The sequence below is a fragment of the Sinorhizobium fredii USDA 205 genome, from assembly GCF_001461695.1.
Lineage (GTDB): Bacteria > Pseudomonadota > Alphaproteobacteria > Rhizobiales > Rhizobiaceae > Sinorhizobium > Sinorhizobium fredii.
This window is the reverse complement of the sequence record NZ_AUTC01000146.1, coordinates 273768-298825: the sequence shown is the minus strand read 5'-3', so window position 1 is coordinate 298825 and position 25058 is coordinate 273768. Positions and strand designations below refer to the sequence as shown.

Below are 25058 nucleotides of genomic sequence, written 5' to 3'. Positions count from 1 at the left end.
GGCACCCCCGTCATCCTCAGCTTCCGAGCGCCTTCAGCCAGTCGCCGATCGTCGATCCACGGTGCCGCCCGGCCGGAGCGACCGGTGCGACGGGCCGTTCCGTCGCCGCTGCTTTCCTGATTTCCCGTGGGCTCACCCCGAATTCATGGCTGAAGGCGCGGGTGAAATTGGCGGCGACGTCGAAACCGGCAGCCTCGGCGATCTCGGCGATTGGCCGGTGGTCGGTTGGATCGCTGAGCGCCGCATACGCCTGCTGGAGCCGTCTCCTGCGGATATAGTTGAGAACACCACCGCTGGCTTCGAACAATTGGTAGAGGCGGGTACGCGAGATGCCGATCGCCCGGGCGATCGAATCCGGCGTCAGTTCGGCCGAATGCAGGTTGAGATGGATATGTCGATGCGCCCGCTCCATCATTCCCTTGTTCGTCTGGGGCCCGGCGGCATCCGGTCTCGCCGACGAGGCGACGCAAGCGACGACCATGTCGTGCACCGTGTGGACGATCCGCGGTATCTCCTCCGCCGTCAGGCGGGCGAGGCGTGGCACGATTCCTTCGATATAGGTGATCAATAGATCGGCCAGGTTGCCCGACAATACCAGATTGTTGGCTTCGCCGAGTACCGCGATATCGTCGGCGAAAAGCTCGTAGGGCATGAAGAGAAGAACGGCGTCCGCCGCCGTCGCCCGGCCGCGAAACGGATAGGCGAGCGAGCGGAACGCCAGCCTGCCGGGCCCGTTCTCGCCAACGCGTCGATCGACTTCGGTCCAGGTCATGCCGCTGCGAAGCAGTTCTACATACCAGTGATCGATCGGGCTGGCGCGCAGCATCGCCTGGGGGCGCAGGTAACTGTGGCCCGGCGCGCGCTGTTGGACGATGAGCAGACTGCCGCAGTGCCACGCGGTCTGCTCAGCGACAAACCCGTTCTCGGATGGAACGCTGTCGGGCAACCTGACCTCGACCAGGGGCGCCATGTGGGCTCGCCAGGCCTGAAATTGCTCCGCAGGCTGCAGCTCCCCTGTCGAGAAATGCAGGGGCGTCAACGCCGCCGGCGCACCCGAGCGAGAGATAGGCTGAACGGGAGCCTCACGCGGCCAACGGCGGCGTTCCGGCTGCGTCGCATCCCCGCCTTGATCTGCTTCCGACCCGGACCCCGTGGGACGATCACGCATACAGACTCTCCCGCCTACTGCATGATTCCTTAAACCGGAATCGATTGAAGGACAAAATCATGCAGCATTTCAAAGTGCCACAGCGACCTTAGCGCGTCCGATTGGACGCGCGGCGCTGTAGAATGCAGGCGATTACACGTCCTGAGCGTGGCTACCTACACAGCCGCATCGGTCTATGGCGTCGTGCAGAATCCACTCAGCACTTAGCAGAGCCCAGTTCTACTCCATTTTTGGTAGAAATGCACGGCGCGATAATTATCGGGATCGGGGGATAATGACAATCGCCCCACGCAATTGTATTGATATATCCATAGACAACGCAAAGTATTGAGTAAAGCGTTGAAAAAAAATTGACTGTATATAATTCTAAATCACCTATTTATATTGATCGACTGAGATACACGCCTCCAAGTTGTTTAGGTATTTTTTGGGGAATTGAATGGCATATCTAAGCAATTTCAGTGAACATTTGGCAAAGTCAATTTACGAAGACAAAGTATTGCAGCGGCCGGAGGTCCCGAAGCGGATTCTGGTCACTGGCGGCGCAGGTTTCCTGGGGTCACATCTTTGCGGACTGCTTCTCGAGGCAGGACACCAGGTCATCTGCGCCGACAATTTCTCAACCGGGTTGCGGCAGAATGTCGAGCCTCTGAAGCGTTTCGACAACTTCCGCCTGATCGCCCACGATATCGTGGAACCGATCGATCTCGCGATCGACGAAATCTACAATCTGGCCTGCCCTGCATCGCCGCCGCACTACCAGGCCGATCCCATCCACACGACGAAGACCTGTGTGCTCGGCAGCCTCAACATGCTTGAGCTTGCGGCACGCCACGGCGCGCGCATCCTGCAGGCCTCGACATCGGAGATCTACGGCGATCCACAGGTCCACCCACAGGTGGAAAGCTACTGGGGCAACGTCAATCCCTTCGGCCCGCGCTCCTGCTATGACGAAGGCAAGCGCTGCGCGGAAACCCTGTTCTTCGATTTCCACCGGACCCGACAGGTCGAGATCAAGGTGGTCCGCATCTTCAACACCTATGGTCCGCGGATGCGCCCCGACGATGGCCGCGTCGTCTCGAACTTCATCGTTCAGGCGCTCAAGGGCGAAGACATCACGATCTACGGCGACGGTTCGCAGACCCGCTCCTTCTGTTTCGTCGACGATCTGATCGACGGCTTCGTTCGCGTCATGGCCTCGCCGGCATCGCTCACCGGGCCGATCAATCTTGGCAATCCCGGCGAATTCACGATCGGCGAGCTCGCCGAACAGGTGGTCGGTCTCACCGGTTCCCGATCGAGGATCGTATACCGGCCGCTGCCGGTCGACGATCCGCGCCAGCGCCGCCCGGACATCTCGCTTGCCGAACGGGAGCTCGGCTGGCGCCCCAGGATCGATCTTGCCGCCGGCCTTGCGCAAACGATCGGCCATTTCGATACGCTGCTCGCTCGGACGGACGGCGAACTCATGGAGGTCGCCTGATGAACGTGCCACGCATCCTCGTCACCGGCGGCGCCGGCTATATAGGCAGCCATACCGCAAAACTTCTTCGGCTCGAGGGTTTCGAGCCGGTCACCTATGACAATCTGACGACTGGCAACCGCTCGTCGGTGCGTTGGGGGCCCTTCATCGAGGGAGATGTCCTCGACTCGGCCCATCTCATCGAGGTGATCGAGCGCTACGAGCCGGACGCGGTGATCCATTTTGCCGCGTCGGCCTATGTCGGCGAGTCCGTCGCGGACCCGGCGAAATACTACCACAACAATGTCGGCGGGACCTTGTCGCTGCTCGACGCCTGCAGGCGGACGGGTCTTGGAAGAGTGATCTTCTCATCGAGCTGCGCCACCTATGGCGTGCCGGCGGTGCTGCCGATCGACGAGGCGACGCGGCAGGAGCCGATTAATCCCTATGGCCGAACGAAGCTGATCGCCGAACACATGCTGTCCGACTACGCCGGCGCCTTCGGCCTCTCCTATGTGGCGCTGCGCTATTTCAACGCCTGCGGCGCCGATCCGGAGGGAGACCTCGGCGAGTGGCACGACCCCGAGACGCATCTCATTCCGCGCGCGCTTATGGCGGCCGCGGGCCGGATCGGCCAGCTCGATGTCTTCGGCGACGACTACGACACCGCCGACGGGACCTGCGTGCGTGACTATATCCATGTCGCCGACCTCGCGCAGGCGCATGTGCTCGCCTACCGGCATCTTGCCGAGGGCGGCAAGAATCTCGCGCTCAACCTGGGATCCGGCCGCGGCTTCTCGGTCCGGGAGGTGCTGAGTGCGATCGGTGCGGTCATCGGTCGGGATGTGCGGTGGCGATCCGCCCCCGTCGGGCCGGCGACCCGCCGATCCTCTACACCGACGCGACGCTTGCCCGCGAGGTGCTGGGCTTCACGCCGCGCTATTCCGACCTCGAGACCATCGTGCGCACCGCTGCGCCCTTCTTCGGACTGGAGGCGCGCCTGTGACCCTTTTCTTGAACAGGTGCGGCAAGCGCTTCGTGGACTCCGCCGATGAACCGCTGACAGTGCCGGTGCTGACCGGATATCGCCGCGCCGAATATCTTGTCGGTGCAGCCGCCTGGCTCGCCGCACTCGCCTATTTCTGGGCCTGGTGGCTGGAGCCGCACCACCACCGGGATTTCTTCGGGAGCCTCACGGTGACGGCGGTGCTCGCCTGGATCACCCTCCTGCCGGGCTACTTCATCGCCGTCTTCTATCGCGCCCGCAAGCCGAATGGCCCCTTGCGGCTGCCTGCTGGAACCCGCGTCGCCATGGTCGTCACCAAGGCGCCGTCCGAACCCTTTGCCGTCGTTGCCGAAACTCTGAAGCGATGCTCGCCCAGGATGTGTCGCACGACACCTGGCTTGCCGACGAAGATCCTTCTCCCGCAACGCTCGACTGGTGCGAGAGGCATGGCGTCTTCGTTTCGACCCGCAAGGGGCGTGCCGACTACCACCGCACGTCCTGGCCGCGGCGCACCCGCTGCAAGGAAGGCAACCTCGCCTTCTTCTACGATCATTACGGCTACGACGGCTACGACTTCGTCGCCCAGCTCGACGCCGACCATGTCCCGGAGCCCGGTTACCTCTTCGAGATGCTGCGTCCCTTCGCCGACCCGAAGGTCGGCTACGTCTCGGCTCCCAGCATCTGCGACAGGAACGCCGCCGAGAGCTGGTCGGCGCGCGGCAGGCTTAATGCGGAGGCAAGCATGCATGGGGCACTGCAGGCCGGCTACAATGGCGGCCTGGCGCCGCTCTGCATCGGCTCCCATTACGCCGTCCGCACCGCCGCTCTGAAGGAGATCGGCGGCCTCGGCCCCGAGCTTGCGGAAGACCATTCGACGACCTTGATGATGAATGCGGCCGGCTGGCGGGGCGTGCATGCCCTCGAGGCGATCGCCCATGGCGACGGGCCGCGCACCTTCGCCGACCTGGTCACCCAGGAATTCCAGTGGTCGCGCAGCCTGGTCATGTTGCTGCTGCAGTACTCGCCCCGCCTCGTCGGCAAGCTGCCGCTCCGCCTCCAGTTCCAGTTCCTGTTCTCGCAGCTCTGGTATCCGCTCTTTGCGTTCTTCATGGCGCTGATGTTCGCGATGCCGGTCATCGCACTTGTCCGCGCCGAAAGCCTTGTCGCCGTCACCTACCCCGATTTCCTGGCGCATTTCGCCCCGCTTTCGATCGTCCTGCTCCTGATGGCCCATCGCTGGCGGGCAACCGGGACTTTCCGGCCCTATGACGCGAAGATTCTGAGCTGGGAATGCATGCTCTTCCTCTTTGCCCGCTGGCCCTGGGCGCTGGCCGGGACTTTGGCTGCCATCCGCGACTGGCTCACCGGGTCCTTTGTGGATTTCCGGGTCACCCCCAAGGGCACGTCGGAAGTGGACCCGCTGCCCTTGCGTGTCCTTCTGCCCTATGCCGGCCTCGCGCTCGCGGCCGTACTTCCGGTCCTCCTGATCGACGATGTCGGCGAAGCCAAGGGCTTCTATCTGTTCGCGATCATGAATGCGGCGATCTACGGCCTGCTGCTGGTCGTCATCGTTCTCCGGCATGGGCGGGAAAACAGGCTTGCCGCGACACCCCGCTTCTATCGCCCGGCAATGGCGGCCGGACTGCTGTCGCTGGTCATCCTGCCCGGCTTCGCAACTGCCGAGCACGGCAAGGACAGCCTCGAAGCGCTCTCCTGGGGATCGGATCATCTGCGCCTCTTCGAGGAGCGCTACTCGGTGGCGGGGGCCGGCGGCGCAACATCACGCAAGACCGTGTTCCGGCCGCGATGGATCGTCCTTCCGACCGACGCGCCGTTGGCGGAGGACCGGTGATGACAGGACGGATGCGGCAACCCTACCCCGGCTCAACGCCAGGCAGGTCGAACCAAATTGAAAACACAGGCCACAGCGGAACTCGGAGACACAGGATGGACAGGACATCAAAGACAATCGCCTTCGCAGTCGCCGGCCTGATGTTTTCGGGCGCCGTGCTGGCGGCGAGCGTGCCCGGCCTTGCCGGAATTTCAGCGGAAACCGTGCAGAAGCGGCCGATCCTCACCAAGGAATCGATCGACTTCGGCGCCTACGATCCGCATGGCGACTTCGCGGAGCCGTCGGCGTCCAGGATCGAGCATCTCTTCCTGCCCTGGGAAGACGTCGATCTCACCACGCTGAACATCGCCGACGAATACGCCCACGCCCGCGGACGCACGCTGATGATCACGATCGAGCCCTGGTCCTGGTCGCCCGAATGGCGCCTGTCGTCGCAAGGGCTGCTCAAAAGTATCCTCGGCGGCGAGCGGGATCAGAACATGGCCGCGGTCTGTTCAACGGCGGCCACCCTCAAGAGCCCCGTCCTCATCCGCTGGGGCCAGGAAATGGACGAGACGGACAACCAGTTCTCATGGGCGCATTGGCAGGGCAAGGATTTCGCCGCGGCCTTTCGCCGGATGGTAAAAGTGTGCCGGACGCATCTGAAAACCGCGAAGTTCATGTGGTCGCCCAAGGGCAACGAGGGGCTCGATGCCTTCTATCCCGGCGACGACGTCGTCGATATCATCGGCCTCTCGGTCTTCGGCCTTCAGCAATACGATCGCGACAAGGTCGGTCACGACCAGATTTTTGTCGAGCGACTGACGCCCGGCTACGAGCGCGTCAAAAACTATGGAAAGCCGATCATGGTCGCCGAGCTCGGCTACGAAGGCGACGCCACCTATGTGCGCAGTTGGGCCGAAAGCGTGGCGAAACGGCACGCGGAGTTCCCGGCGCTCACCGCCGTCGTCTACTTCAACGATCGTGAGATCTATGACTGGCCGGATGGCTACGGCCGGCCGGATTGGCGTGTCGTTCAGGACTCAACCAATTGATCAAAATACATTTTTAGAAGGAAATCATCAGATGTCGACATTCCGCCTATTGCTCCTGACGGCCGCCTTGGTGGGTGGCGTCGCGGCCGCCGCATCGACCGCCGCGGCCCGTCCCGGTACCGCAAAGGCTGCACCACTGACTGCCGGTGAGATCCACGCGATCTATGGCCAAAAGTCGTGGATCTGGAAGGACGGCGCCGGCTATTTTTCCGTTCGGGAGCGCCGCTTTACCGCCTGGTCGAAGGAGAACGGCAAACCCTCCTACGGCGTCGGCCGGTGGTTCATCACCGAACCCGGCAAGCTCTGCTTCAAGGCCGATTGGCACGCCAAGGACGGCTCGGCCCCGGCGACCACCTGCTTCAGCCATGTGAAGCGAGGCAACGTCATCTACCAGAAGCGCGAGCCGGACGGCGAGTGGTACGTATTCAAGCACCGTCGGATAAAGGCGGACGACGAATTCGCCAAGCTGCGGCGCGGCAACTATGTGAGCGACCGATTGGGCGCAATCCAGACCAGAATCGGCGATTGACCCGTGCCATTGAGCTCCTGCAGCGCCGTGCGTCTTATCAGACGCACAAAGGTCGCAGTCGCTCTTTGAAATACTGCATGTCGTTACCCTTGGATCGGTTCGATTTGAGGAGACATGCAGTAGGAGTTGCGCATTCCCGGGACCGATGCAATCCGGCTCCGCAGATGAGCCCCGGCCTCGGCGCGCAACTCCACCCTTCCTTCACGGCTCGATGACGGGCTTCAACGCAGGAAGCAGCTGGACGTCCTTCCGAACCCGCTTGGCGTACAGACATAGGGTGCACGGCCCAGATAGGTGGTCCGCACCAGTTTGACCGCCCGCTCCGTGACGGCGACCCGCTTGATCCTGTCGGGCTTCTTCTCCGGCAGCGCATAGCCGACCTGTTTCGTCAGCGAAGCCGTCTTGATGCTCTTATCCGTGGTGGCCGAGCATCCTGCGAGCGTGGCGGCCAGAAGGACGGCAAGCGCGGAGCACGCCATCTTGCCGCGGCTGCCGAATGACGCTCGCGAAATCTTCCCTTGCGCGTTCACAACTCGAACTCCCCTTCGACCTGATGGGAGCACGGTATCCGCGAGGCTTTAAGTCGCCGTGCAGAAATTACTTACAACTCGAGCGATCCGGCAGAAAATTGGCCGCGCACGCGGCCACACTTCGGCGACAGCAGCCGCCCCGGGCCGCTTTCGCTGTCTTCTTTTGTGGCATGAGCGCGGAAAATCAGGCCGCAATCCCGACCGTGTAACTCGCCTGCAGCACGCCGGCATCGAGCTTTTCGAAATCGAAGATGAAATGCGCCGCCTCGCTCAAGGAGAACACCGTATCGCCGCCGTTCATCGTGGCGCGCACCGGACGCGCCGCATAATCGGGATGCCCCTGATAGACGAGATCGCTCAACGCATCGTCGAAGAGAAGCTGGCTGACGAGCAGTTCGCGGTCGCCGAGCAGAGCGCGCAGGTGGATATGGACGGCCCGGCTCGGATACCAGCCCGGATAAACGGTGAGGAAGCTGACGATGCCATTGGCATCGCTGATCTGCCGGCCGCGCAGGAAGCTCGTGCCTCTGGCCTCGGCATCCTCCGCATTGCACATCGCCGCCGCCTCGCCGGAATAGACGCCGCGCGCGTCCGCATGCCAGATCTCGACGTCAGCGCCCTCCACCGGCTTGCAGGTCGCGGCCTCGACGAGGCGAAGGCTGATGCGGGTTGGCAGTCCCGTCACGCCGTCGGTCACGTCGCTGCGGATCGGCACATCGCTCGTGTGGCAGGGACCGAGCGTCTGGGCGAGCGTCGCGATGCATTGCGGCTCGGCGCGGAAGATCGGCTCCGGCAGTTCGCCGGAAATCCCGGCCGTTCCGCCCGAGCGAAAGTCGGACGCCTTCCAGTCGAAGCTGTGGCGCGAAATGGGCGCGCCGCCGCTACCGCTACCGCGCGCCATAAAGACGGCACCCGCTCCGGCCAGCAGCACGCCACCGCCGAGAATGATGGTTCTTCGTTTCATAGGCATCGGAGCGCTCCGTTTATCGGGTCGAGGTGCGAACCGACCGATAGCGTAAGCCGGTCCCAGACCGAAGTTACGCTTTTGTAATGCCAAAACGAAGATGCAACTCTCCGATGTACGTCACCGGCGACCGACGGAGGCGGAGGATTGCGCCGCAAACCGCGGCACGGAGCGCTCCTCGAAAAGATCCGGCATCAGGTCGGCAAGCCGGACGAGCGTCCCGCTCTCAGCGCTTTGAAGCGCCGCGATACCGCAGAGAACAGAAAGCGCCCCGGCCCGTGCACCGGCCCGCTGTCCGAGCGGGTCGGTGATGCCGGGCTTGAAGATCATGTTGCGCATGCGGTCGTCGCCGCCGTAATGCCCGCCCGAAGAATGCGGCACCTTGATGCGCTCGACGGCCGGGACGCCCTTCGGGAAGTTGCGCACGAGCAGGATGACGTCTTCCGGCGGCGTCTCCCAGGGCTGGTCCTCGTACTGGCGCAATTCGATCCTGCCCTTCGTTCCGTTGAAGGCGATGTGGTGACCCTCGATCGGCTGAAAAGTGTTCAGCGAATAGGAGACGTGGACGTCGTTGCGATAGCGGATATTGGCGACCATCGTGTCGGGAATGTCGATGTCCTCGCGGAACACGCAGCCGTCGCGGAAATAGCCGTCGATCTCGGCGGGCTGCTCGTAAAGCGCGTCCAGGAACGGATCGGCTCCGATATCCAGATAAAAGTCGCAGCTTCCCTTGTGGGGACAGAGCTTGCAGCGCGGGCCGCGGAACGGGCCTTTGCGCCCGTACATCTGCAGCTCGGCAAAGGCGCTGACCGTGTCCGGTTCGCTGTCGAGATACCAGTTCAGAAGGTCGAAATGATGCGTCGCCTTGTGGACGAAGAGGCTGCCCGAGCGATCCGTATAGGCGTGCCAGCGGCGGAAATAGTCGGCGCCGTGGTGGGTGTCGAGATACCAGTGGAAGTCGACCGAGGTGACGCGGCCGATTTCGCCGGCGTTGATAAGTTCCTTGATGCGCGCCGCCGTCGGCGCGAAGCGGTAGTTGAAGGACACGTCGACCCGCCGCCCGGTGCGCTTTTCCGCGTCCAGGATGCGGCGGATCTTCTCGACCGTCGTCGTCATCGGCTTCTCGGTGATGACGTCGGCGCCGGATTCGAGCGCCTTGACGACGATATCGTCATGGGTGTCGTCCGGGGTGCAGACGATCACCAGATCCGGCCGCGCTTCGGCCAGCATCCTGTCGACATCGCCATAGATCGGCGCATTGCTGGCGATCATCGTGCGGGCTCGTTCCGCGCGCAGGGAATTCGTATCGGCTATGGCGACGAGATCTACGAAGCCGCGCCAACCGGCGAGAAGGTCCCTGCCCCACATGGTGGTGCCGCGATTGCCGGTGCCGACCAGCGCAAAACGACGTTTGTCATCCATCATCTCTCACGCAATCCTGTCTGGAGTGGCGCCGCGCGACCGACGGCAAAGACCAACATGTAAATTTAGAATACATGTTAGTAGCCGATCCCAACGAAAGTCAACCCGGATATGGCCAAAGCCAGCCCCTTACTTGTAAGAATTGTATCCGAGTCAGCGTTCTCAGCAGCAGCTTCGAAAGCGCTCGACGCAGGTGGCGATCACCTCCTCGGCAGGGCGTTTCCACCAGTTCTCGGCGGAGAAGATCTCGACCTCCTGGGCGCCAAAAAAGCCCGCCGCTTCGATCTGGCCGCGGATTCCCTTGAGGTCGATGACGCCGTCGCCCATCATGCCGCGATCGGTCAGGATATCTCTGGTCGGAACCAGCCAGTCGCAGATATGATGCGCGAGGATCGCCTTCATCCGGCCGGCCCGGGCGATCTGGTTGGCGACGTCGGGATCCCACCAGACATGGTAGACGTCTATGGCAACGCCGACGCCCGCACCCAACGCTTCGCACATGTCGAGCGCCTGGCCGAGCGTGTTCACGCAGGCCCGGTCGGCCGCATACATCGGATGGAGCGGCTCGATCGCCAGCGGCACGCCTGCCGCGCGCGCATGCGGCAACACGGCGGCGATCCCCTCCTCGACCATTCGACGGGCCCGATCGATGTCCCGGGAGCCGCCGGGCAGACCACCGACGACGAGCACCAGGCAATCGGCGCCAAGTGCCGCGGCCTCATCGATCGCACGCCTGTTGTCGTCGAGCGCCTTCTCGCGCCCGGCGGCGTCCGCCGCCGGAAAGAAGCCGCCGCGGCAAAGGCCGGTCAGCTTCAGCCCGTTGGCGCGAACGATGCGGACGGCCTCGTCGAGACCGACCGCCGCCACCTGGTCGCGCCAGGGCGCGATCGCCGTGATGCCGTGCTTCAGGCAGACATCCACGGCTTCGGCAAAGCCGCATTGCTCGCGGATCGTCGCCAGGTTGATGGAAAGACCCTCGACCTGCATGATGTTCTCCTCCCGGTTTGTCAGCCTGCCAGTGACGCCCAGTCCGGCTCGACCGAGGAGCCGAGGCCAGTTGCCCGCAAGACGGATGAAAAGGTGATGTCGCCGTTCCGGATGGCCAGACGGGCCCGACCGGCGGCGTCCTCGTAAAGATCGCCATGGGCGGCGAGATAGGCCGCCTGTTCCGCCACCGGTGCGCGGCCCATGCCGTCGACATAGTGATGGCCGTTGCGCTCGATATGCCCGGCGCCGATGAGCGCCGCCAGCACGAGGTCCTGCTGCAGACCGAGGCCCGCCTGCGTCGTCAGGTCCTCGGCGGACATGAAGTAGCGGGCATTTCCGGCCTCGCCGTTCCATTTCTCGACACGGGCGCGATTGATCACCGACCGATAGAAGCCCTTGCAGGACTTCGACGATATGCCGGCATAGCCGAGCTCGCGGGCCCGCAGGAAGGATCCGATGTCGCCGTCGGATTCGTCGACCTCGAGCGGCAGGTGCTCGGCGAGCGCCGCGACCGATTTCGACAGCGCTTCCGCACGCGCAATCGGCTGCTCGAAGAACAGGACGGACGCCCGCAACCTTTTCAGGCGGGGTTCTTTCTCGATCCGGTCGAGAAGCTCGGCGACGACCTCGCCGCTTTCGAACTGCTCGTTGCCGTCGAGCGTCACCCGGTAGACATCGGCAAGGCGATCGAGCACCGATGCGATCGCAACCAGGCGTTCGGTATCCTCGGTGGGACGGCCGTGAACCTTGATCTTGAAATAGCGGTGGCCATAGGCGGCGATCACCTCGTCCAGCGTCTGCGGCAGCCCATCTTCGAGGCGTTGCGCGGGGTTCAGTTCGGACGCATTCAAGGCGTCCGCAAGGCCGATCGTGTGGCGGACGGCAAGCGTCGACGACGGGGTCATCTGCGAAAGGAAGCCGGCGAGATCGAAGCCGGCAAGATCGGGCGCGGCGGCATCGGTAATCCCGAGCAGATTTCCGGTGACCGCCGCCACTGCACTGACGCCGTTCATCCGGCAGAGCGCATCGATGATGGCGCGATCGACGAGCGCCAGCCCGTAGGACGCCACGAGTGCCGGCAGGCCATGTCTTGCTGCTGCCCAATGATGATCCGCCTCGGCGGCGGCATGCAGGTCGAAGGGGGTGTCCGCCTTGAGCGATCGCAACCCCTCGAACGCCAGGCGAAGCGACCTACGGAGTTGCTCGACATTGTCGCCCGGTGACAGTTCCGGGTTCTTGTCGAACCATTTCGGCATCATCATCTCGCCCGCCCAGCCGGTGGCGGAGCGGCCTCGTTCATCTTCGATCCGGACCCGGACGAAGGCTTGCGGCGCGCTCTCGACGCGCGCCGCGCCGAAGCGGAAGGCAAAGCGGAAATCGACCGGCCGCTCGAAAAACTCCGCTTCAACGAGCTTGACGCGTGGGGCTTCCGTCATGGCCGCGCCTCACGCAACGCCATGGACGGCAAGCACGCGCCGCATCCGCGCCGTGGCGAGGTCCGGATCGGCGAGAGCGCCGGCCTCGTCCGCCAGCCGGAAGAGTTCGGCCAGATGCGTGAGCGAGCGGGCGCTCTGCTGGCCGCCGATCATCACGAAATGATCCTGCAATCCGTTGAGATAGGCGAGGAAGACGACACCGGTCTTGTAGAAGCGCGTCGGCGCCTTGAAGATATGCCGCGACAGCGGCACCGTCGGCTCGAGCAGTTCGAAAAACGCGCCGTTCCGCCCCTCGCCCAGCGCCTCCAGCGCGGCCGAGGCCACCGGTGCAATCGCATCGAAAATACCGAGAAGCGCGTCCGAATGGCCTTTTTCGTCGCCGGCGATCAGTTCGGCATAGTTGAAGTCGTCGCCGGTATACATGCGCACGCCCTGCGGCAATTGCCGCCGCATGGCGATCTCCTTCTCCTTCGAGAGCAACGAGATCTTGATGCCGTCGACCTTGGCCGCATGCGCCTCGATGACCGCCAGGCAGGTCCTCATCGCCTCCATGTGGTCGGCATTGCCCCAATAGCCTTCGAGCGCCGGGTCGAACATCTCGCCGAGCCAATGGATGATCACCGGCTCCTTCACCTGAGAGAGAATCCGGTCATAGACGCGTACATAGTCGTCGGGGCTCCTGGCGGCGGCGGCCAGCGCCCGGCTCGCCATCAGGATGATCCGGCCGTTCTCAGCCTCGATCGCCTCGATCTGGCTCTCATAGGCCTTGATGATGTCGTCGACCGTCACCTGCGGACCGGGCGCCAGATGGTCGGTGCCGGCACCGCAGGCGATCAGCGCGCCGGGACGACCGCGCGCTTCGGCAAGCGCCCGGCGGATGAGCTCGCGCGCCTCGGTCCAGCCCAGCCCCATGCCGCGCTGGGCGGTGTCCATCGCTTCGGCAACCCCGAGCCCGAGATCCCAGAGGCGGTGGCGGAAGGCGAGCGTCCGCTCCCAGTCGATCGCCGGCGTCAGCCACGGATCGTTGTCGGCGAGAGGATCGGCGACCACATGCGCCGCTGCGAAGGCGACCCGCGGAAAGGCGGCCGCCTCGCGCTTCCTGAGCGGAACCGTCCGGCCGGTGAGCTCGTACCGGACAAGCCTGCCTTCGTGGGGAAGATCGATGCTTGCCATGGCTCAGAACTCCAGTTCCGGAACATCGAGCCAGCGGCGTTCGGCCCAGGACTTGAGTCCGAGTTCGGCAAGCTGCACGCCCTTGGCGCCGGCCTCGAGCCCATAGGGCCAGGGAGCGTCCTCGGCGACATGGCGCAGGAACATTTCCCACTGGGCCTTGAAGCCGTTGTCGAAGACCTGCGTATCCGGCACCTCGTCCCAGGTCTTGTAGAAATCGATCGTCTGCGGCTGATCCGGGTTCCAGACCGGCTTCGGTGTGTTGACGCGGTGCTGGGTCCAGCATTTCGTCAGGCCGGCGACCGCCGAGCCATGCGTCCCGTCGACCTGGAAGGTGACGAGATCGTCGCGGCGCACCCTCACCGCCCAGGAGGAATTGACCTGCGCGATCACACCGCCCTCGAGCTCGAAGGTCGCATAGGCCGCGTCGTCCGTGTCGCAATCATAGGTCCGGCCCTGTTCGTCGACGCGGCGCGGTATATGGGTGGCGCCAAGGCAGGAGACGGACTTGACCTCACCGAACAGATTGTCGAGCACGTAGCGCCAGTGGCAGAGCATATCGAGAATGATGCCGCCGCCATCGTTCTTGCGGTAATTCCAGGAGGGTCGCTGGGCCGGCACCCCCCAATCGCCCTCGAAGACCCAGTAGCCGAACTCGCCGCGCACCGAAAGGATCTTTCCGAAGAAGCCGGAATCCCTGAGCATCGCCAGCTTGCGCAGGCCGGGCAGGAAAAGCTTGTCCTGCACCACGCCGTGCTTCAGGCCGGAGGCGCGCGCCTTGCGCGCCAGCTTGACGGCGATCTTCAAGTCATCGGAGATCGGCTTCTCGCAATAGACATGCTTGCCGGCATCCAAGGCCCTGCCGATCAGGTCGGCGCGCATCAGCGTCGTGCCGGCATCGAAGAAGATCTGGTCCTTCGGATCGGCCATGGCCGCGTCGAGGTCGGTCGACCAGCGGGCAATGTTGTGGCGCTTCGCCAGATGCTCCATCTTGTCGCGGTTGCGCCCGACGATGATCGGATCGATTTCCAGCCGTTCGCCGGACTTGAGCGTCAGCCCGCCCTGATCGCGAATGGCCAGTATCGAGCGCACCAGATGCTGGTTGTAGCCCATTCGGCCGGTGACGCCGTGCAGAATTATCCCCAAACGTGGCATGCGATCTCCTCCCTGACAGGCCTGGTGGGCGCGGACCAGCCCTCACGAGCCAGTAACTAAACGGTTACTTTGTGGCAGAGAAAATTCCCACTTGTCAACATTAAAAACGACATGTCAGCGATTCAGCGGCGAATTGAGGCCAAAGTCACCTGGACGATATGCCGCTTCCACGCCTCGATGCTTGCCTCCTCCATGAGGTCGCGGCCGAAAATCGTCGTCAGCGTATGCTGGTTGGAGATGTAGAAATAGCCGAGCGCGGCGATCGTCAGATAGACGTTCAGGGGATCGGCGTCGACGCGGAACAGGCCCTTCGCCTTGCCGCGATCGAGCAGGTCGGCAAGCTTGTCGATGAAATGCGAATGCAGTTCCTTGAGCCGCGTCGACTGGCGCAGCCAACGGGCCCGATGCAGGTTCTCGGTGCCGAGGAGGCTCAGGAACTCCGGGTGTTCGAGGAAGTATTTCCAGGTGAACATGGCGAGCTCCGCCACCCCCTGCTCCGGCGTCAAATCGCTGAGATTCAAGGATTTCTCAGCCGTTCGAATTCCGATATAGGCTTCCTCGAGAACGGCAAGGTAGAGCTGCTCCTTGTCGCCGAAATAATGGTAGAGCATCCGTTTGTTGGTACCGGCCCGCTCGGCGATCGCGTCGACCCGCGCACCGCCGATACCGTTCTCTGCGAACTCGACCGTCGCCGCGGCAAGGATCGAGGCGCGCGTGCGCTCCGGATCGCGCTGCGCCGCCCGGTCCGCCCGTCCGCCATTGGCCACCTTCCGTGCCTTCCCCTCCGCCTGCAGCTTGTCCATTCCGTCACCTCCGGCACCCTTGCCATCAACGGCAATCGATGCGACTTTGTAAAAAAATCTTACAAGATAATGATACCTTCGCACACAACTGCTTGACAGGATCATTGCTTGTCCATAACTTGTAACCAATTAGTTATTTGTTGCAAGAGGTAGACATCACGGAACGTTGTGGAGGCGTTCCTGAGGGAGGAGGAACAGATGACAATGCGCATGACCAGACGCAATGTGCTCGCCGGAGGCGCGGCACTTCTTTCATATTCCATGCTGGCATCGAGCGCGCTTTCCCAGGAAGCGCGGCTCAGGCTGCTCTGGTGGGGCTCGCAGGCTCGCGCCGACCGCACCAACAAGGTCAACCAGCTCTTTCAATCCGCAAATTCGGGAGTCTCGATCAACGGCGAGTTCCTTGGCTGGAGCGATTACTGGCCGCGGCTTGCGACCCAGGTCGCCGGTCGCAACGCGCCGGACATCATCCAGATGGACTATCGCTATATCGTCGAATATGCCCGACGTGGCGCACTCGCGCCGCTTAACGACTATCTCGGCTCGGTGCTCAAGGTCGAGGATTTCGACAAGGTGCAGATCGAGGGCGGCAGCGTCGACGGCAAGCTCTACGGCATCAGCCTGGGCGCCAACTCGGCAACGATGCTGGTCAATACAGTCGCCTTCGAGGAAGCCGGCGTCGAGCTGCCTACCCCCTCGACGACCTGGGAGGATCTGGCGCGGATTGGCGCCGAGATCACCAAGGCCGGCAAGCGCAAGGGCTATTTCGGCCTGTCGGACGGCAGCGGCGTCGAACCGCTCCTTGAAAACTGGCTTCGTCAGCGCGGCAAGGCGCTGTTCACCGCCGACGGCAAGATCGCCTACGACGCGAATGACGCGGCCGAATGGTTCGCCATGTGGGCGGCGATGCGCGAGGCGAAGGCCTGCGTGCCGCCGGATATCCAGGCGCTCGATCAATTCAATCCCGACACGAGCCCGCTGTCGCTCGGCAAGGCGGCAACATCCTACGCCCACTCCAACCAGCTCGTCGCCTATCAGGCCATCAACAAGGACAAGCTGGCGCTCAGCAACCACCCGCTGATCGGTAAGGACGCCAAGGGCGGCCACTACCGCAAACCGTCGATGTTCTTCTCTGTCTCGGCACAGACCAAGGATCCGGAACTCGGCGCCAAATACATCAACTTCTTCGTCACGGATCCCAAGGCCGCCGAAATCCTCGGCGTCGAACGTGGCGTGCCGGAATCGGCCGCGGTCCGCGAGAAACTGGCACCGACGCTCGACGAACTCGGCCGCTCCGCACTCGACTACGTCTCCGGTCTTGGCCCGCTCGCCGGTCCCCTGCCGCCGCCGCCGCCTTCCGGTGCCGGCGAGGCCGAGCTTGCGCTGCGCACCGTCGCCGAACAGGTGGGCTTCGGCCAGCTCGACGTGAAGCAGGGCGGCGAGACGCTGGTGAACGAGGTCACGCAGATCCTGTCGCGAGGATGAGGAGCATGGCTGCCGTGCAGGATTCCGCTGTAGCTATCGGTGCGGGCGCCAGGGGGCGCCCCGCCGCCCAGGGCCGCTTGGCCGCCCTCTGGACGAACCACGGCGCCGGCTACATGTTCCTGTTGCCGTGGCTCGTGGGCTTCTTCGGGCTGACGCTCGGACCTGCCGTCGCCTCGCTCTATCTGTCCTTCACCAGCTTCGACCTGATCCGCTCCCCGGAGTGGGTCGGGACGGCCAATTACGTCCGCATCGCCACGGCCGATCCGAAGTTCGCCGCCTCGCTGAAGGTGACGTTTCTCTATGTGGTGCTGTCGGTCCCCTTCAAACTGGCCTTCGCATTGTTCGTTGCCATCCTTCTCGACCGCGGCGTCAAGGGCCTCACCGTCTATCGCGCCATCTTCTACCTGCCGTCGCTGCTCGGCGGCAGCGTGGCGATCGCCGTGCTCTGGCGGCAGCTCTTTGCCGGTGACGGCCTGATCAACAGCCTGCTGGCCCAGTTCGGCATCGAAGGCCCGAGCTGGATCTCGCATCCGGACTATTCGATCTGGACGCTGGTCGTATTGAGCGTCTGGCAGTTCGGCTCGCCGATGATCATCTTCCTCGCCGGCCTTCGCCAGATCCCGACCGACATGTACGAGGCGGCGAGCCTCGACGGGGCATCGAAGTTCCGGCAGTTCTACAAGATCACCCTGCCGCTACTCACCCCAGTCATCTTCTTCAATGCGGTGGTGCAGACGATCGAGGCCTTCAAGGCCTTCACGCCGGCCTTCATCATTTCCGGCGGCACCGGCGGGCCGATCAATTCGACGCTGTTCTACACGCTCTATCTCTACCAGGAAGCCTTCGGGAACTTCCGCATGGGCTATGCCTCGGCGCTCGCCTGGATCCTCGTGCTGATCATCGGGCTGTTCACGGCCTTCTCGTTCCTGACCTCTCGTTACTGGGTGCACTACGATGACTGATGCGACCATGAGCTCGATCACCGCACCGCCTCCGTCAACGAACGGTCGCCGCAGCCCGCTGGGATCCGTTCTCGTCCATGCCGGGCTGATCGCTGCCTCCTTCGCCATGCTCTATCCGCTGCTCTGGATGCTCTCGGCATCGGTCCGGCCGGAGGACGAGATCTTCGCCTCGACCACGCTCTGGCCCTCCTCGGTGGATTTTGCCTCCTATGTGCGCGGCTGGTTCGGGCTCGACGTCAGCTTCGGGCGGTTCACCTGGAACTCGCTGGTCATTGCGGTCCTGACGGTGATCGGCAATGTCGTCGCCTGCTCGCTGGCGGCCTATGCCTTTGCGCGGCTTCGCTTCGCCGGCCGCAATTTCTGGTTTGCGATGATGCTCGGGACGATGATGATCCCCTATCACGTCACCCTGATCCCCCAATACGTCCTCTTCCTCGATCTCGGCTGGGTCAACACCATCCTGCCGCTGGTCGTGCCGAAGTTCCTGGCGAGCGACGCCTTCTTCATCTTCCTGATGGTGCAGTTCTTCCGCGGCATACCGCGCGAACTCGACGAGGCGGCGATGATGGACGGCTGCGGCCCTTGGCGCATCTACTGGAAGATCATGCTGCCGCTCTCACTGCCTGTGCTGGCGACGGCCGCGATCTTCTCCTTCATCTGGACCTGGGACGACTTCTTCGGGCCGCTGATCTACCTGAACGACATGAACACTTATACGATCCAGCTGGGGCTTAGGACCTTCGTCGACTCGAGCAGCACGTCCGACTGGGGCGGCCTCTTCGCCATGTCGACGCTGTCGCTCGTGCCGGTGTTCTTCTTCTTCCTGTTCTTCCAGCGCCTTCTGATCGAAGGCATCGCCACCACCGGCATGAAACGCTGACCGACGGAGTCCAAAGATCATCATGACCGAATTGCGTTTCGCCGCCGTCGGCCTCAACCACAACCATATCTACGGCCAGGTGAATTGCCTGATCCGGGCCGGCGCCCGCCTCGTCGGCTTCCACGAGCCGGACGATGCCTTGGCCGCGGAATTTGCGGGCGTCTACAAGGATGCGCCGCGCATCGCGACGCTCCAGCAAATCCTCGAGGACGACAGCATTGGCCTCATCACCTCGGCGGCCGTCTCGGCGGAACGGGCCGAACTGGCGATCCGCGCCATGCAGCACCGCAAGGACGTGCTGGTCGACAAGCCGGGCATGACGAGCCTCGACCAGCTCGCCAAGGTGCGCCGGGTCCAGGCCGAGACCGGGCGGATCTTCTCGATCCTCTATTCGGAGCATTTCGAGAGCCCGGCAACGGTGAAGGCCGGCGAGCTCGTCGCCGCCGGGGCGATCGGCGCGGTCGTGCATCTCGTCGGCCTCGGTCCGCACCGGCTGCGCCGGGAGACCCGCCCCGACTGGTTCTTCCGCCGATCCGACTACGGCGGCATCCTTGTCGACATCGCTTCGCACCAATGCGAGCAGTTCCTGTTCTTCACCGGTGCCGGCGACGCGACCATCCTTTCGGCGAGCATCGACAACCGCAGCGTGCCCGACAAACCGGAGCTGCAGGATACCGGCAACATCCACCTTTCGACCGCCCAAGCCACCGGCACGATCCATGTGAACTGGCTGACCCCGGACGGCATGCCGACCTGGGGCGACGGCCGGCTCTTCATCGTCGGCACGACCGGTACGATCGAGGTCCGCAAGACGGTCGACCTCGCCGGTCGCAGCGGGGGACACCATCTCTTCCTCGCCGACCGAAACGGCGTCGAGCATATCGACTGCTCAGGAGTCGAGTTGCCCTTCGGGCGCCAGCTCCTCGATGACATCCGCGACAGGACCGAAACCGCCATGCCGCGGGAGCGCTGCTTCAAGGCCATGGAGCTCGCACTTCGCGCCCAGGCAATCGCCGAACAGAACCGGGAAAAGAACTGACATGAGCGTAAAGACAGTCGCCATCATTGGCTGCGGCATCGGACGGCTCCACATGATCGAGGGCTACCTGCCGCATCCGGACAAATTCCGGGTCAAGACCATCTGCGATCTCAACGTCGAACGGCTCAACGAATTCGGCGACGAGTTCGGCATCGAGCAGCGCACCACCTCCTTCGAGGCAGTGCTTGCCGACGAGACGATCGACATCATCGATATCTGCACGCCGCCCGGCATCCACCTCGAGCAGGTGATCGCGGCGCTCGCCGCCGGCAAGCACGTGATCTGCGAGAAGCCGCTGACCGGCTCGCTCGCCGGCGTCGACAAGATTATCGAGGCAGAGAAGCGCGCCCGGGGCGTGCTGATGCCGATCTTCCAGTATCGCTATGGCGACGGCATCGAGAAGGCGAAGCGGATCATCGAGGCCGGCATTGCCGGCAAGCCCTATGTCGGTTCGGTCGAGACCTTCTGGCTGCGCACCCCCGCCTACTATTCGGTCCCGTGGCGCGGTAAATGGGAGACGGAGCTTGGCGGCGTACTGGTGACCCATGCGCTGCACCTGCACGACATGCTGCTGCATCTCCTCGGTCCCGTCTCGAAAGTGTTCGGCCGCGTCGCGACGCGCGTCAACGATATCGAGGTCGAGGATTGCGCCTCGGCAAGCCTGCTAATGCAGAACGGCGCCTTCGTGTCGCTTTCCTGCACGCTCGGCTCGCAGGAGCAGATCAGCCGGCTCAGGCTGCATTTCGAGAATGTCACGTTCGAGAGCAGCCACGAACCCTATACGCCCGGCAAGGATCCGTGGAAGATCATCGCCGCCAACGAGACAGTCCAGGCGCAGATCGACGCGGTCACCGGCAACTGGCAGCCGGTCTCGCCGCGCTTCACCACCCAGATGGCGCATTTCCACGCCCATTTGATCGGGGGAGCGCCGCTGCCGGTCACGACCAAGGACGCCCGGCGGGCGCTGGAACTGGTGACGGCAATCTATCAGTCGGCGGATACGGGGCGGGAAATATCGCTTCCGATTGGGCCGGACAGCCCGAAATACGCCGATTGGCGCGCCAATACGCGATAGGCCGCAGGGAGGAATTTTGAAATGGCTACCAGCGTCGTTCTTCAGAAGGTCGAGAAACGCTATGGCGCGCTCGACGTGATCCACGGCATCGACCTGACGATCGATCCCGGCGAGTTCGCCGTCTTCGTCGGCCCGTCCGGCTGCGGCAAATCCACCTTGCTCCGGATGATCGCCGGACTCGAGGAGATTACCGGCGGCACGCTGATGCTCGACAACGACCGGATGAACGAAGTCGCACCCGCCAGGCGCGGTATCGCCATGGTATTCCAGTCCTACGCGCTTTATCCGCATATGTCGGTCTACAAGAACCTTGCCTTCGGTCTTGAGACGGCCGGATACAAGAAGGCCGATATCGAGCCGAAAGTGCGCCGCGCCGCCGAAATCCTGCAGATCGAGAAACTCCTCGACCGCAAACCGAAGGCGCTGTCTGGCGGCCAGCGCCAGCGCGTTGCGATCGGCCGGGCGATCGTCCGCGAGCCGCGCATCTTCCTCTTCGACGAGCCGCTTTCCAACCTCGACGCGGAACTGCGCGTCCAGATGCGCGTCGAGATCTCGCGGCTGCACCGCGACCTCGGCAACACCATGATCTACGTGACCCACGACCAAGTGGAAGCGATGACCATGGCCGACAAGATCGTCGTCCTGAATTCGGGTCGCATCGAGCAGGTCGGCGCGCCGCTCGACCTCTACAACAACCCCGTCAACCGTTTCGTCGCCGGTTTCATCGGCAGCCCGAAGATGAACTTCCTGAAAGCTGGGATCGGCGGCGTCACGGAAAGGGAAACCGCCATCGAAGTCTGCGGCGGCACGATCCGCCTGCCGCGCCACCTCAAAGGGGCAACGCAGGGTCAGGAAGTTACCTTCGGCATTCGCCCCGAACACCTCTCGGCCCGCGACAGCGGCATCGCGCTCGCCGCCGTCAATGTCGAGCTCGTGGAGAATCTCGGCGGCGAGACCATGCTTTACGGCATCACGCCCGACAGCCAGCAGCTGACCATAGCCCTCGAAGGCCAGCAGAAGGTGGAGCGCGGCGCCAATCTCTCCGTCTACTTCGACCCTACCCGCTGTCACGTCTTCGGCTTGGACGGCAGGGCGATGTAGGCGGGAACTCCTCCGAAGCATCGTTCGGCGCGAATTGCCACTCGGGTCGAGATCGTCATCGCGGGGGTGATGCCGCTACAGCGCCGCGCGTCTTATCAGATGCGCGATGGTTGCTGTAGCACTTTCAATTGCTGCATGCTTTTGTCCTTGAATCGGCAACGATTCAAGGAAACAGGCAGCAGACGCGGACCGATAGGCGAACAACTTGTCGGACCGGTTTCGCCATGGTCGCAGGGATCGAAGAGGAGAAAACTGCACTTCCGATCGGCGTATTCGGCAAGCTCGGGCTAGCCCGGGCTTTTTTGTTGCTCGCGGCGCCGCGGCTGAAGCTCGAGTGGAAGACCTTGGATCGCGTAGCGCGACAGCGATGAAGTGCCCGGTTGCCTGTGCTTGCCGGCCCTGCCCAGTTGATATTCAAGCTTCGCCGTTAGTGCCGATTGGGAGTCGACACCCGCCAAGAACAGTTTCGTTACAAGCAATGCGGCCGTGTTGAAGAATCGCGGATCCTCGACAAGGACGCTGGCGTCGTAGCCAGCCTCGTCCAAGACTGACAGGATCATCTCCCGATCGGAGGGCGAGATGTAGTGGACGGTGGAAGACATGACGTCCTCCTTTGGTTGGGGCTAGGGTCTCTAGCCCTCAAGCAGTAGCGCCCGTGACACTTGCTACTGAAGGTTGGACCCTGCGCCTTTATCATCGAAATAGCAACCGCCTCCGGGTTTCATTTGCGAGGCGGCCTGCCGCCGGGTTTGCTCTACCGGGCATGGCGAGCGAAGCGTGGCATGGTTCAAGAAACCGGCGACCAGACGATCAGAGGAGGCTTTCCCCGGCCAGGGAGGAATAGGCAACCACAGCAAGTGCGAGAATAAACGCAAGCCAGACGAGCAGGCGCGAGTAATCATAGGTCTGGAAGCTGGCGGGAATGAAGTTTTTCACAGAAACCTCCTAAGTGTTTCGGTACTTAAAACGCAGCGTCGCTGCGCCTTCCGGATAAGAGCGACTTGCAGTTCGGGCTGAACTTGACGAGAAACCCGCCGGAACTTGGTATACCAGGTGGATGATCGGGATCGTTGAGGCCGGCGCTCAGACCGGAGGCCCTTGGCAATCAGGATATTTTCACCCTGCGCCTTAAAATCCTTAATGTAAACAGAGGATTACAATAAGAAGGAAATATATTTCTTAACTAGCCAGCCAAAAGTTCGCGTCGCAAAGATTTTTTCTCCGCGAAATATTTTATCATTGTATATAATGACAGACGCTATCAGATATTTTTTCATGACGGCCGCGGATTTAAATCGAAAAGAATCTCACCACGGCCACAATCATGATATACATATAAAGCATCGCTCTAAGGCCAGCTTGGCTTTTTGCTTCGTCAGAGGCTGCAGACCCGCCAAACTCACCGATCATCGATCCTGAATATCCTCCAGGTGCAAAGCAGCCGGAGGCTTCCGTCGTGCGGTAAGGCGCGAAGGGGCCAAGGCGGCTGCTCCCTGGCTTGGAGCCACTCCAGCCCGATTTTGGCTGAACCTTGCGAACTGCGTTCGCGACAGGAAGGAGGCAACATGCTTGCCCGAACCAAACACCGAAGAGTGCATTTCAATGAACCCTTCGTGATTCCAGATTTCGGAGAGACGGTGCCCCCTGGCGACTACGAGGTCGATGAGGACGAGGAGTTAATCGAAGGTATATCCTGGCTCGCTTATCGCCGTGTGGCGACCTTTATCAAGCTGCCCGCCACGCCCGAGAACAAATACCGAATGCGTATCGTCGCAATCGCTCCCGAGGAGCTTGAACGCCTCATTACAGTCGATCGTCACAGAGCCGCAATCTCACCGTCACCCAGATCGTAAGGCGACAATCAATGCGCAACCATCGTTTCCCAATCGGCCTATCGGTTCGGCTGAAAGATCGAGAATACATTTCGCCCCGCGCGGCGGAGACCTATCGCATCACCGCCAAACTCCCGTTGAGGGACAACTCGCCTCAGTATCGCATCCGCAATGATGAACTCGGGCAAGAGCGCGTCAGTACGGAAGACGATCTGGAGCCATCGAATGGGGAATGACCCCCTTCGCTAAAGGAACCCTTGCCGCACTGGCGAGCCGCCCGAGGAGGACACAAGATGAATAGCAAACACGAAGAGCACGCGCTCGCCATCAGCATCTGGGAATCGGAAGGTGGGGCCCCCAATAGGTCTGGACGGCTTTATCAATATGGTCGCCGTTTCGAGGGAAACGGGACTTATACGATCCATCACGTCTTCACGGGACAGGCCGCAAAGATTGGTTCCTGGAAGATGGAAGGGCTCAGTCGCAAAAATGCAGCGCGAGCGCTTTGCATTCTCAATAACCCACAAGAGGCTTCAGATTAGGCGATGCGCGGATATTCGGATAATATCGTTGCGGCACTGAGTGAGGCCGAAGTGAACGCTCTCAGGCGCGTATACGAGACGGTTCGTACCGAGTTCGGAATTCCCCGAAAGGGTCGACGGGTTCAGAGACTTGCGAATTTTCTCATGGCGGAGTTCCGGCGTTATCCGTTGGACGAAGACGCGCTGCTTGCGGCCGCGCGGACGTTCTGCCTCCGTCAGGAGCCCGCAAGCGAAGTAAGGATAGGTGAGCTCAGCTGAGAGACAGCTCCCACGCGGCCTTCTCTGCGAGAACGACAACAGCAAGAATGAGAGAGAACTCAATGAAAACGGATACTGGACGTTTCGCAAGCCGTTTCAGGCCGGTTGAGTTCCTGATCCGCTTCTATCTTGTGATGGCCCTCGGTACCGTCGTCTATCTCACCTTTTACGGCGTCTTTTGGTAACGCTGCGGTGGCTCGTGAGTCCAATCCCGAATGCTTGCTTCTGCAATTCAAAATCCTACAGCAACCTTTGTGCGTCTGATGCTGTAGGATAAAACAAAGCCCGCCAATGCGGGCTTTGCCATGGCAAGTTTTATCAACGCAAATTCTTAAATACCAATCTTTTTAACCCGGGTCTTCTTAA

General features: G+C 62.5%; 23 protein-coding genes and 3 pseudogenes. 15 read left to right on the top strand and 11 right to left on the bottom strand.

What is annotated here, in order from left to right; translation table 11 throughout:
* Positions 1 to 16: 16 nt before the first annotated feature.
* Positions 17 to 1168 carry a helix-turn-helix transcriptional regulator gene (locus N181_RS19725; protein WP_080579016.1) on the bottom strand — a complete coding sequence of 384 codons (1152 nt, stop codon included), beginning with the start codon at positions 1166 to 1168 and terminating at the stop codon, positions 17 to 19.
* A 439-nt stretch (positions 1169 to 1607) separates the two neighbouring features.
* Here N181_RS19725 and N181_RS19720 point away from each other — a divergent pair, with 439 nt between their 5' ends.
* The 5 genes and pseudogenes from N181_RS19720 to N181_RS19700 all read left to right on the top strand — a co-directional run bounded on the left by N181_RS19720 (position 1608) and on the right by N181_RS19700 (position 7051).
* The gene (locus tag N181_RS19720; RefSeq protein ID WP_037428868.1) at positions 1608 to 2651 is read left to right on the top strand and encodes a UDP-glucuronic acid decarboxylase family protein; all 1044 of its coding nucleotides are present in this window, start codon (positions 1608 to 1610) and stop codon (positions 2649 to 2651) included.
* A pseudogene (gene galE / locus N181_RS19715) lies at positions 2651 to 3636 on the top strand (UDP-glucose 4-epimerase GalE). Before N181_RS19720 ends, galE begins: the two are co-directional and overlap by 1 nt.
* A gap of 8 nt (positions 3637 to 3644) precedes the next feature.
* Positions 3645 to 5488 (top strand): annotated as a pseudogene (locus tag N181_RS19710) (glycosyltransferase family 2 protein).
* A 95-nt stretch (positions 5489 to 5583) separates the two neighbouring features.
* On the top strand, positions 5584 to 6522 hold the full coding sequence (locus N181_RS19705; protein ID WP_037428864.1) for a glycoside hydrolase family 26 protein: 939 nt from the start codon (positions 5584 to 5586) through the stop codon (positions 6520 to 6522).
* A gap of 31 nt (positions 6523 to 6553) precedes the next feature.
* Positions 6554 to 7051, top strand: coding sequence for a DUF995 domain-containing protein (locus tag N181_RS19700; protein ID WP_014331550.1), 498 nt, complete (start codon positions 6554 to 6556; stop codon positions 7049 to 7051).
* 221 nt (positions 7052 to 7272) lie between these two features.
* Here the strand turns inward: N181_RS19700 and N181_RS19695 are convergent, their stop codons facing one another.
* The 8 genes from N181_RS19695 to N181_RS19660 all read right to left on the bottom strand — a co-directional run bounded on the left by N181_RS19695 (position 7273) and on the right by N181_RS19660 (position 15518).
* Positions 7273 to 7581 carry a hypothetical protein gene (locus N181_RS19695; protein ID WP_037428862.1) on the bottom strand — a complete coding sequence of 103 codons (309 nt, stop codon included), beginning with the start codon at positions 7579 to 7581 and terminating at the stop codon, positions 7273 to 7275.
* Between the two features lie 184 nt (positions 7582 to 7765).
* Positions 7766 to 8551, bottom strand: a complete 786-nt coding sequence (locus tag N181_RS19690) for an intradiol ring-cleavage dioxygenase (RefSeq protein WP_080579013.1) — start codon at positions 8549 to 8551, stop codon at positions 7766 to 7768.
* A 114-nt stretch (positions 8552 to 8665) separates the two neighbouring features.
* Entirely contained in the window at positions 8666 to 9970 is a 1305-nt protein-coding gene (locus N181_RS19685) for a Gfo/Idh/MocA family protein (RefSeq protein ID WP_081319013.1), read from the bottom strand.
* A 159-nt stretch (positions 9971 to 10129) separates the two neighbouring features.
* The gene (locus tag N181_RS19680) at positions 10130 to 10954 is read right to left on the bottom strand and encodes a sugar phosphate isomerase/epimerase family protein (protein ID WP_060563742.1); all 825 of its coding nucleotides are present in this window, start codon (positions 10952 to 10954) and stop codon (positions 10130 to 10132) included.
* Positions 10955 to 10974: 20 nt separating this feature from the next.
* Positions 10975 to 12390 (bottom strand): enolase C-terminal domain-like protein, encoded by a 1416-nt coding sequence (locus N181_RS19675; protein WP_060563740.1) that lies wholly within the window; start codon positions 12388 to 12390, stop codon positions 10975 to 10977.
* A 9-nt stretch (positions 12391 to 12399) separates the two neighbouring features.
* Entirely contained in the window at positions 12400 to 13563 is a 1164-nt protein-coding gene (locus tag N181_RS19670; protein WP_037428848.1) for a dihydrodipicolinate synthase family protein, read from the bottom strand.
* A gap of 3 nt (positions 13564 to 13566) precedes the next feature.
* Entirely contained in the window at positions 13567 to 14715 is a 1149-nt protein-coding gene (locus tag N181_RS19665) for a Gfo/Idh/MocA family protein (protein ID WP_060563738.1), read from the bottom strand.
* 122 nt (positions 14716 to 14837) lie between these two features.
* A complete protein-coding gene (locus tag N181_RS19660) occupies positions 14838 to 15518 on the bottom strand; it encodes a TetR/AcrR family transcriptional regulator (RefSeq protein ID WP_037428843.1) in 681 nt (226 codons plus the stop codon).
* Positions 15519 to 15716: 198 nt separating this feature from the next.
* Here N181_RS19660 and N181_RS19655 point away from each other — a divergent pair, with 198 nt between their 5' ends.
* From N181_RS19655 to N181_RS19630, 6 genes are read left to right on the top strand one after another with little or no spacing between them, the layout of a single operon-like run.
* A complete protein-coding gene (locus N181_RS19655) occupies positions 15717 to 17003 on the top strand; it encodes an ABC transporter substrate-binding protein (protein WP_037428841.1) in 1287 nt (428 codons plus the stop codon).
* Positions 17004 to 17008: 5 nt separating this feature from the next.
* On the top strand, positions 17009 to 17965 hold the full coding sequence (locus N181_RS19650) for a carbohydrate ABC transporter permease (RefSeq protein ID WP_050994580.1): 957 nt from the start codon (positions 17009 to 17011) through the stop codon (positions 17963 to 17965).
* A complete protein-coding gene (locus tag N181_RS19645; RefSeq protein WP_014331539.1) occupies positions 17958 to 18845 on the top strand; it encodes a carbohydrate ABC transporter permease in 888 nt (295 codons plus the stop codon). Before N181_RS19650 ends, N181_RS19645 begins: the two co-directional genes overlap by 8 nt.
* 22 nt (positions 18846 to 18867) lie before the next feature.
* The gene (locus tag N181_RS19640; protein ID WP_037428840.1) at positions 18868 to 19884 is read left to right on the top strand and encodes a Gfo/Idh/MocA family protein; all 1017 of its coding nucleotides are present in this window, start codon (positions 18868 to 18870) and stop codon (positions 19882 to 19884) included.
* Position 19885: 1 nt separating this feature from the next.
* Positions 19886 to 20959, top strand: a complete 1074-nt coding sequence (locus tag N181_RS19635) for a Gfo/Idh/MocA family protein (protein ID WP_060563737.1) — start codon at positions 19886 to 19888, stop codon at positions 20957 to 20959.
* Positions 20960 to 20980: 21 nt separating this feature from the next.
* Complete coding sequence (locus tag N181_RS19630; protein ID WP_060563735.1) at positions 20981 to 22060, top strand: ABC transporter ATP-binding protein; 1080 nt, start codon at positions 20981 to 20983, stop codon at positions 22058 to 22060.
* 287 nt (positions 22061 to 22347) lie between these two features.
* Here N181_RS19630 and N181_RS19625 read toward each other — a convergent pair whose 3' ends face one another.
* Both N181_RS19625 and N181_RS35240 read right to left on the bottom strand, forming a co-directional pair.
* A complete protein-coding gene (locus tag N181_RS19625; RefSeq protein WP_014331535.1) occupies positions 22348 to 22662 on the bottom strand; it encodes a hypothetical protein in 315 nt (104 codons plus the stop codon).
* Positions 22663 to 22870: 208 nt separating this feature from the next.
* Entirely contained in the window at positions 22871 to 22996 is a 126-nt protein-coding gene (locus N181_RS35240) for a hypothetical protein (RefSeq protein ID WP_014331534.1), read from the bottom strand.
* A gap of 629 nt (positions 22997 to 23625) precedes the next feature.
* Here N181_RS35240 and N181_RS19620 point away from each other — a divergent pair.
* The 4 genes and pseudogenes from N181_RS19620 (at position 23626) to N181_RS35235 (ending at position 24877) form a co-directional block, all read left to right on the top strand.
* Complete coding sequence (locus tag N181_RS19620; protein ID WP_037428827.1) at positions 23626 to 23913, top strand: hypothetical protein; 288 nt, start codon at positions 23626 to 23628, stop codon at positions 23911 to 23913.
* Between the two features lie 11 nt (positions 23914 to 23924).
* Positions 23925 to 24193 (top strand): annotated as a pseudogene (locus N181_RS19615) (hypothetical protein).
* A complete protein-coding gene (locus tag N181_RS19610) occupies positions 24186 to 24434 on the top strand; it encodes a hypothetical protein (protein WP_014331530.1) in 249 nt (82 codons plus the stop codon). Before N181_RS19615 ends, N181_RS19610 begins: the two are co-directional and overlap by 8 nt.
* 320 nt (positions 24435 to 24754) lie before the next feature.
* Positions 24755 to 24877 (top strand): hypothetical protein, encoded by a 123-nt coding sequence (locus N181_RS35235; protein WP_255875893.1) that lies wholly within the window; start codon positions 24755 to 24757, stop codon positions 24875 to 24877.
* Positions 24878 to 25058: the final 181 nt, after the last annotated feature.

Excerpts from the sequence above, each read along its gene's own strand:
- N181_RS19725 (WP_080579016.1), bottom strand. The coding sequence starts at position 1,168 with ATGCGTGATCGTCCCACGGGGTCCGGGTCGGAAGCAGATCAAGGCGGG.
- N181_RS19625 (WP_014331535.1), bottom strand. The coding sequence starts at position 22,662 with ATGTCTTCCACCGTCCACTACATCTCGCCCTCCGATCGGGAGATGATC.
- N181_RS19675 (WP_060563740.1), bottom strand. The coding sequence starts at position 12,390 with ATGACGGAAGCCCCACGCGTCAAGCTCGTTGAAGCGGAGTTTTTCGAG.
- N181_RS19680 (WP_060563742.1), bottom strand. The coding sequence starts at position 10,954 with ATGCAGGTCGAGGGTCTTTCCATCAACCTGGCGACGATCCGCGAGCAA.
- N181_RS19670 (WP_037428848.1), bottom strand. The coding sequence starts at position 13,563 with ATGGCAAGCATCGATCTTCCCCACGAAGGCAGGCTTGTCCGGTACGAG.
- N181_RS19650 (WP_050994580.1), top strand. The coding sequence starts at position 17,009 with ATGGCTGCCGTGCAGGATTCCGCTGTAGCTATCGGTGCGGGCGCCAGG.
- N181_RS19620 (WP_037428827.1), top strand. The coding sequence starts at position 23,626 with ATGCTTGCCCGAACCAAACACCGAAGAGTGCATTTCAATGAACCCTTC.
- N181_RS19705 (WP_037428864.1), top strand. The coding sequence starts at position 5,584 with ATGGACAGGACATCAAAGACAATCGCCTTCGCAGTCGCCGGCCTGATG.
- N181_RS19610 (WP_014331530.1), top strand. The coding sequence starts at position 24,186 with ATGAATAGCAAACACGAAGAGCACGCGCTCGCCATCAGCATCTGGGAA.
- N181_RS19685 (WP_081319013.1), bottom strand. The coding sequence starts at position 9,970 with ATGATGGATGACAAACGTCGTTTTGCGCTGGTCGGCACCGGCAATCGC.
- N181_RS19665 (WP_060563738.1), bottom strand. The coding sequence starts at position 14,715 with ATGCCACGTTTGGGGATAATTCTGCACGGCGTCACCGGCCGAATGGGC.
- N181_RS35235 (WP_255875893.1), top strand. The coding sequence starts at position 24,755 with ATGAAAACGGATACTGGACGTTTCGCAAGCCGTTTCAGGCCGGTTGAG.
- N181_RS19690 (WP_080579013.1), bottom strand. The coding sequence starts at position 8,551 with ATGCCTATGAAACGAAGAACCATCATTCTCGGCGGTGGCGTGCTGCTG.
- N181_RS19635 (WP_060563737.1), top strand. The coding sequence starts at position 19,886 with ATGAGCGTAAAGACAGTCGCCATCATTGGCTGCGGCATCGGACGGCTC.
- N181_RS19700 (WP_014331550.1), top strand. The coding sequence starts at position 6,554 with ATGTCGACATTCCGCCTATTGCTCCTGACGGCCGCCTTGGTGGGTGGC.
- N181_RS19660 (WP_037428843.1), bottom strand. The coding sequence starts at position 15,518 with ATGGACAAGCTGCAGGCGGAGGGGAAGGCACGGAAGGTGGCCAATGGC.
- N181_RS19645 (WP_014331539.1), top strand. The coding sequence starts at position 17,958 with ATGACTGATGCGACCATGAGCTCGATCACCGCACCGCCTCCGTCAACG.
- N181_RS19630 (WP_060563735.1), top strand. The coding sequence starts at position 20,981 with ATGGCTACCAGCGTCGTTCTTCAGAAGGTCGAGAAACGCTATGGCGCG.
- N181_RS19720 (WP_037428868.1), top strand. The coding sequence starts at position 1,608 with ATGGCATATCTAAGCAATTTCAGTGAACATTTGGCAAAGTCAATTTAC.
- N181_RS19655 (WP_037428841.1), top strand. The coding sequence starts at position 15,717 with ATGACAATGCGCATGACCAGACGCAATGTGCTCGCCGGAGGCGCGGCA.
- N181_RS19640 (WP_037428840.1), top strand. The coding sequence starts at position 18,868 with ATGACCGAATTGCGTTTCGCCGCCGTCGGCCTCAACCACAACCATATC.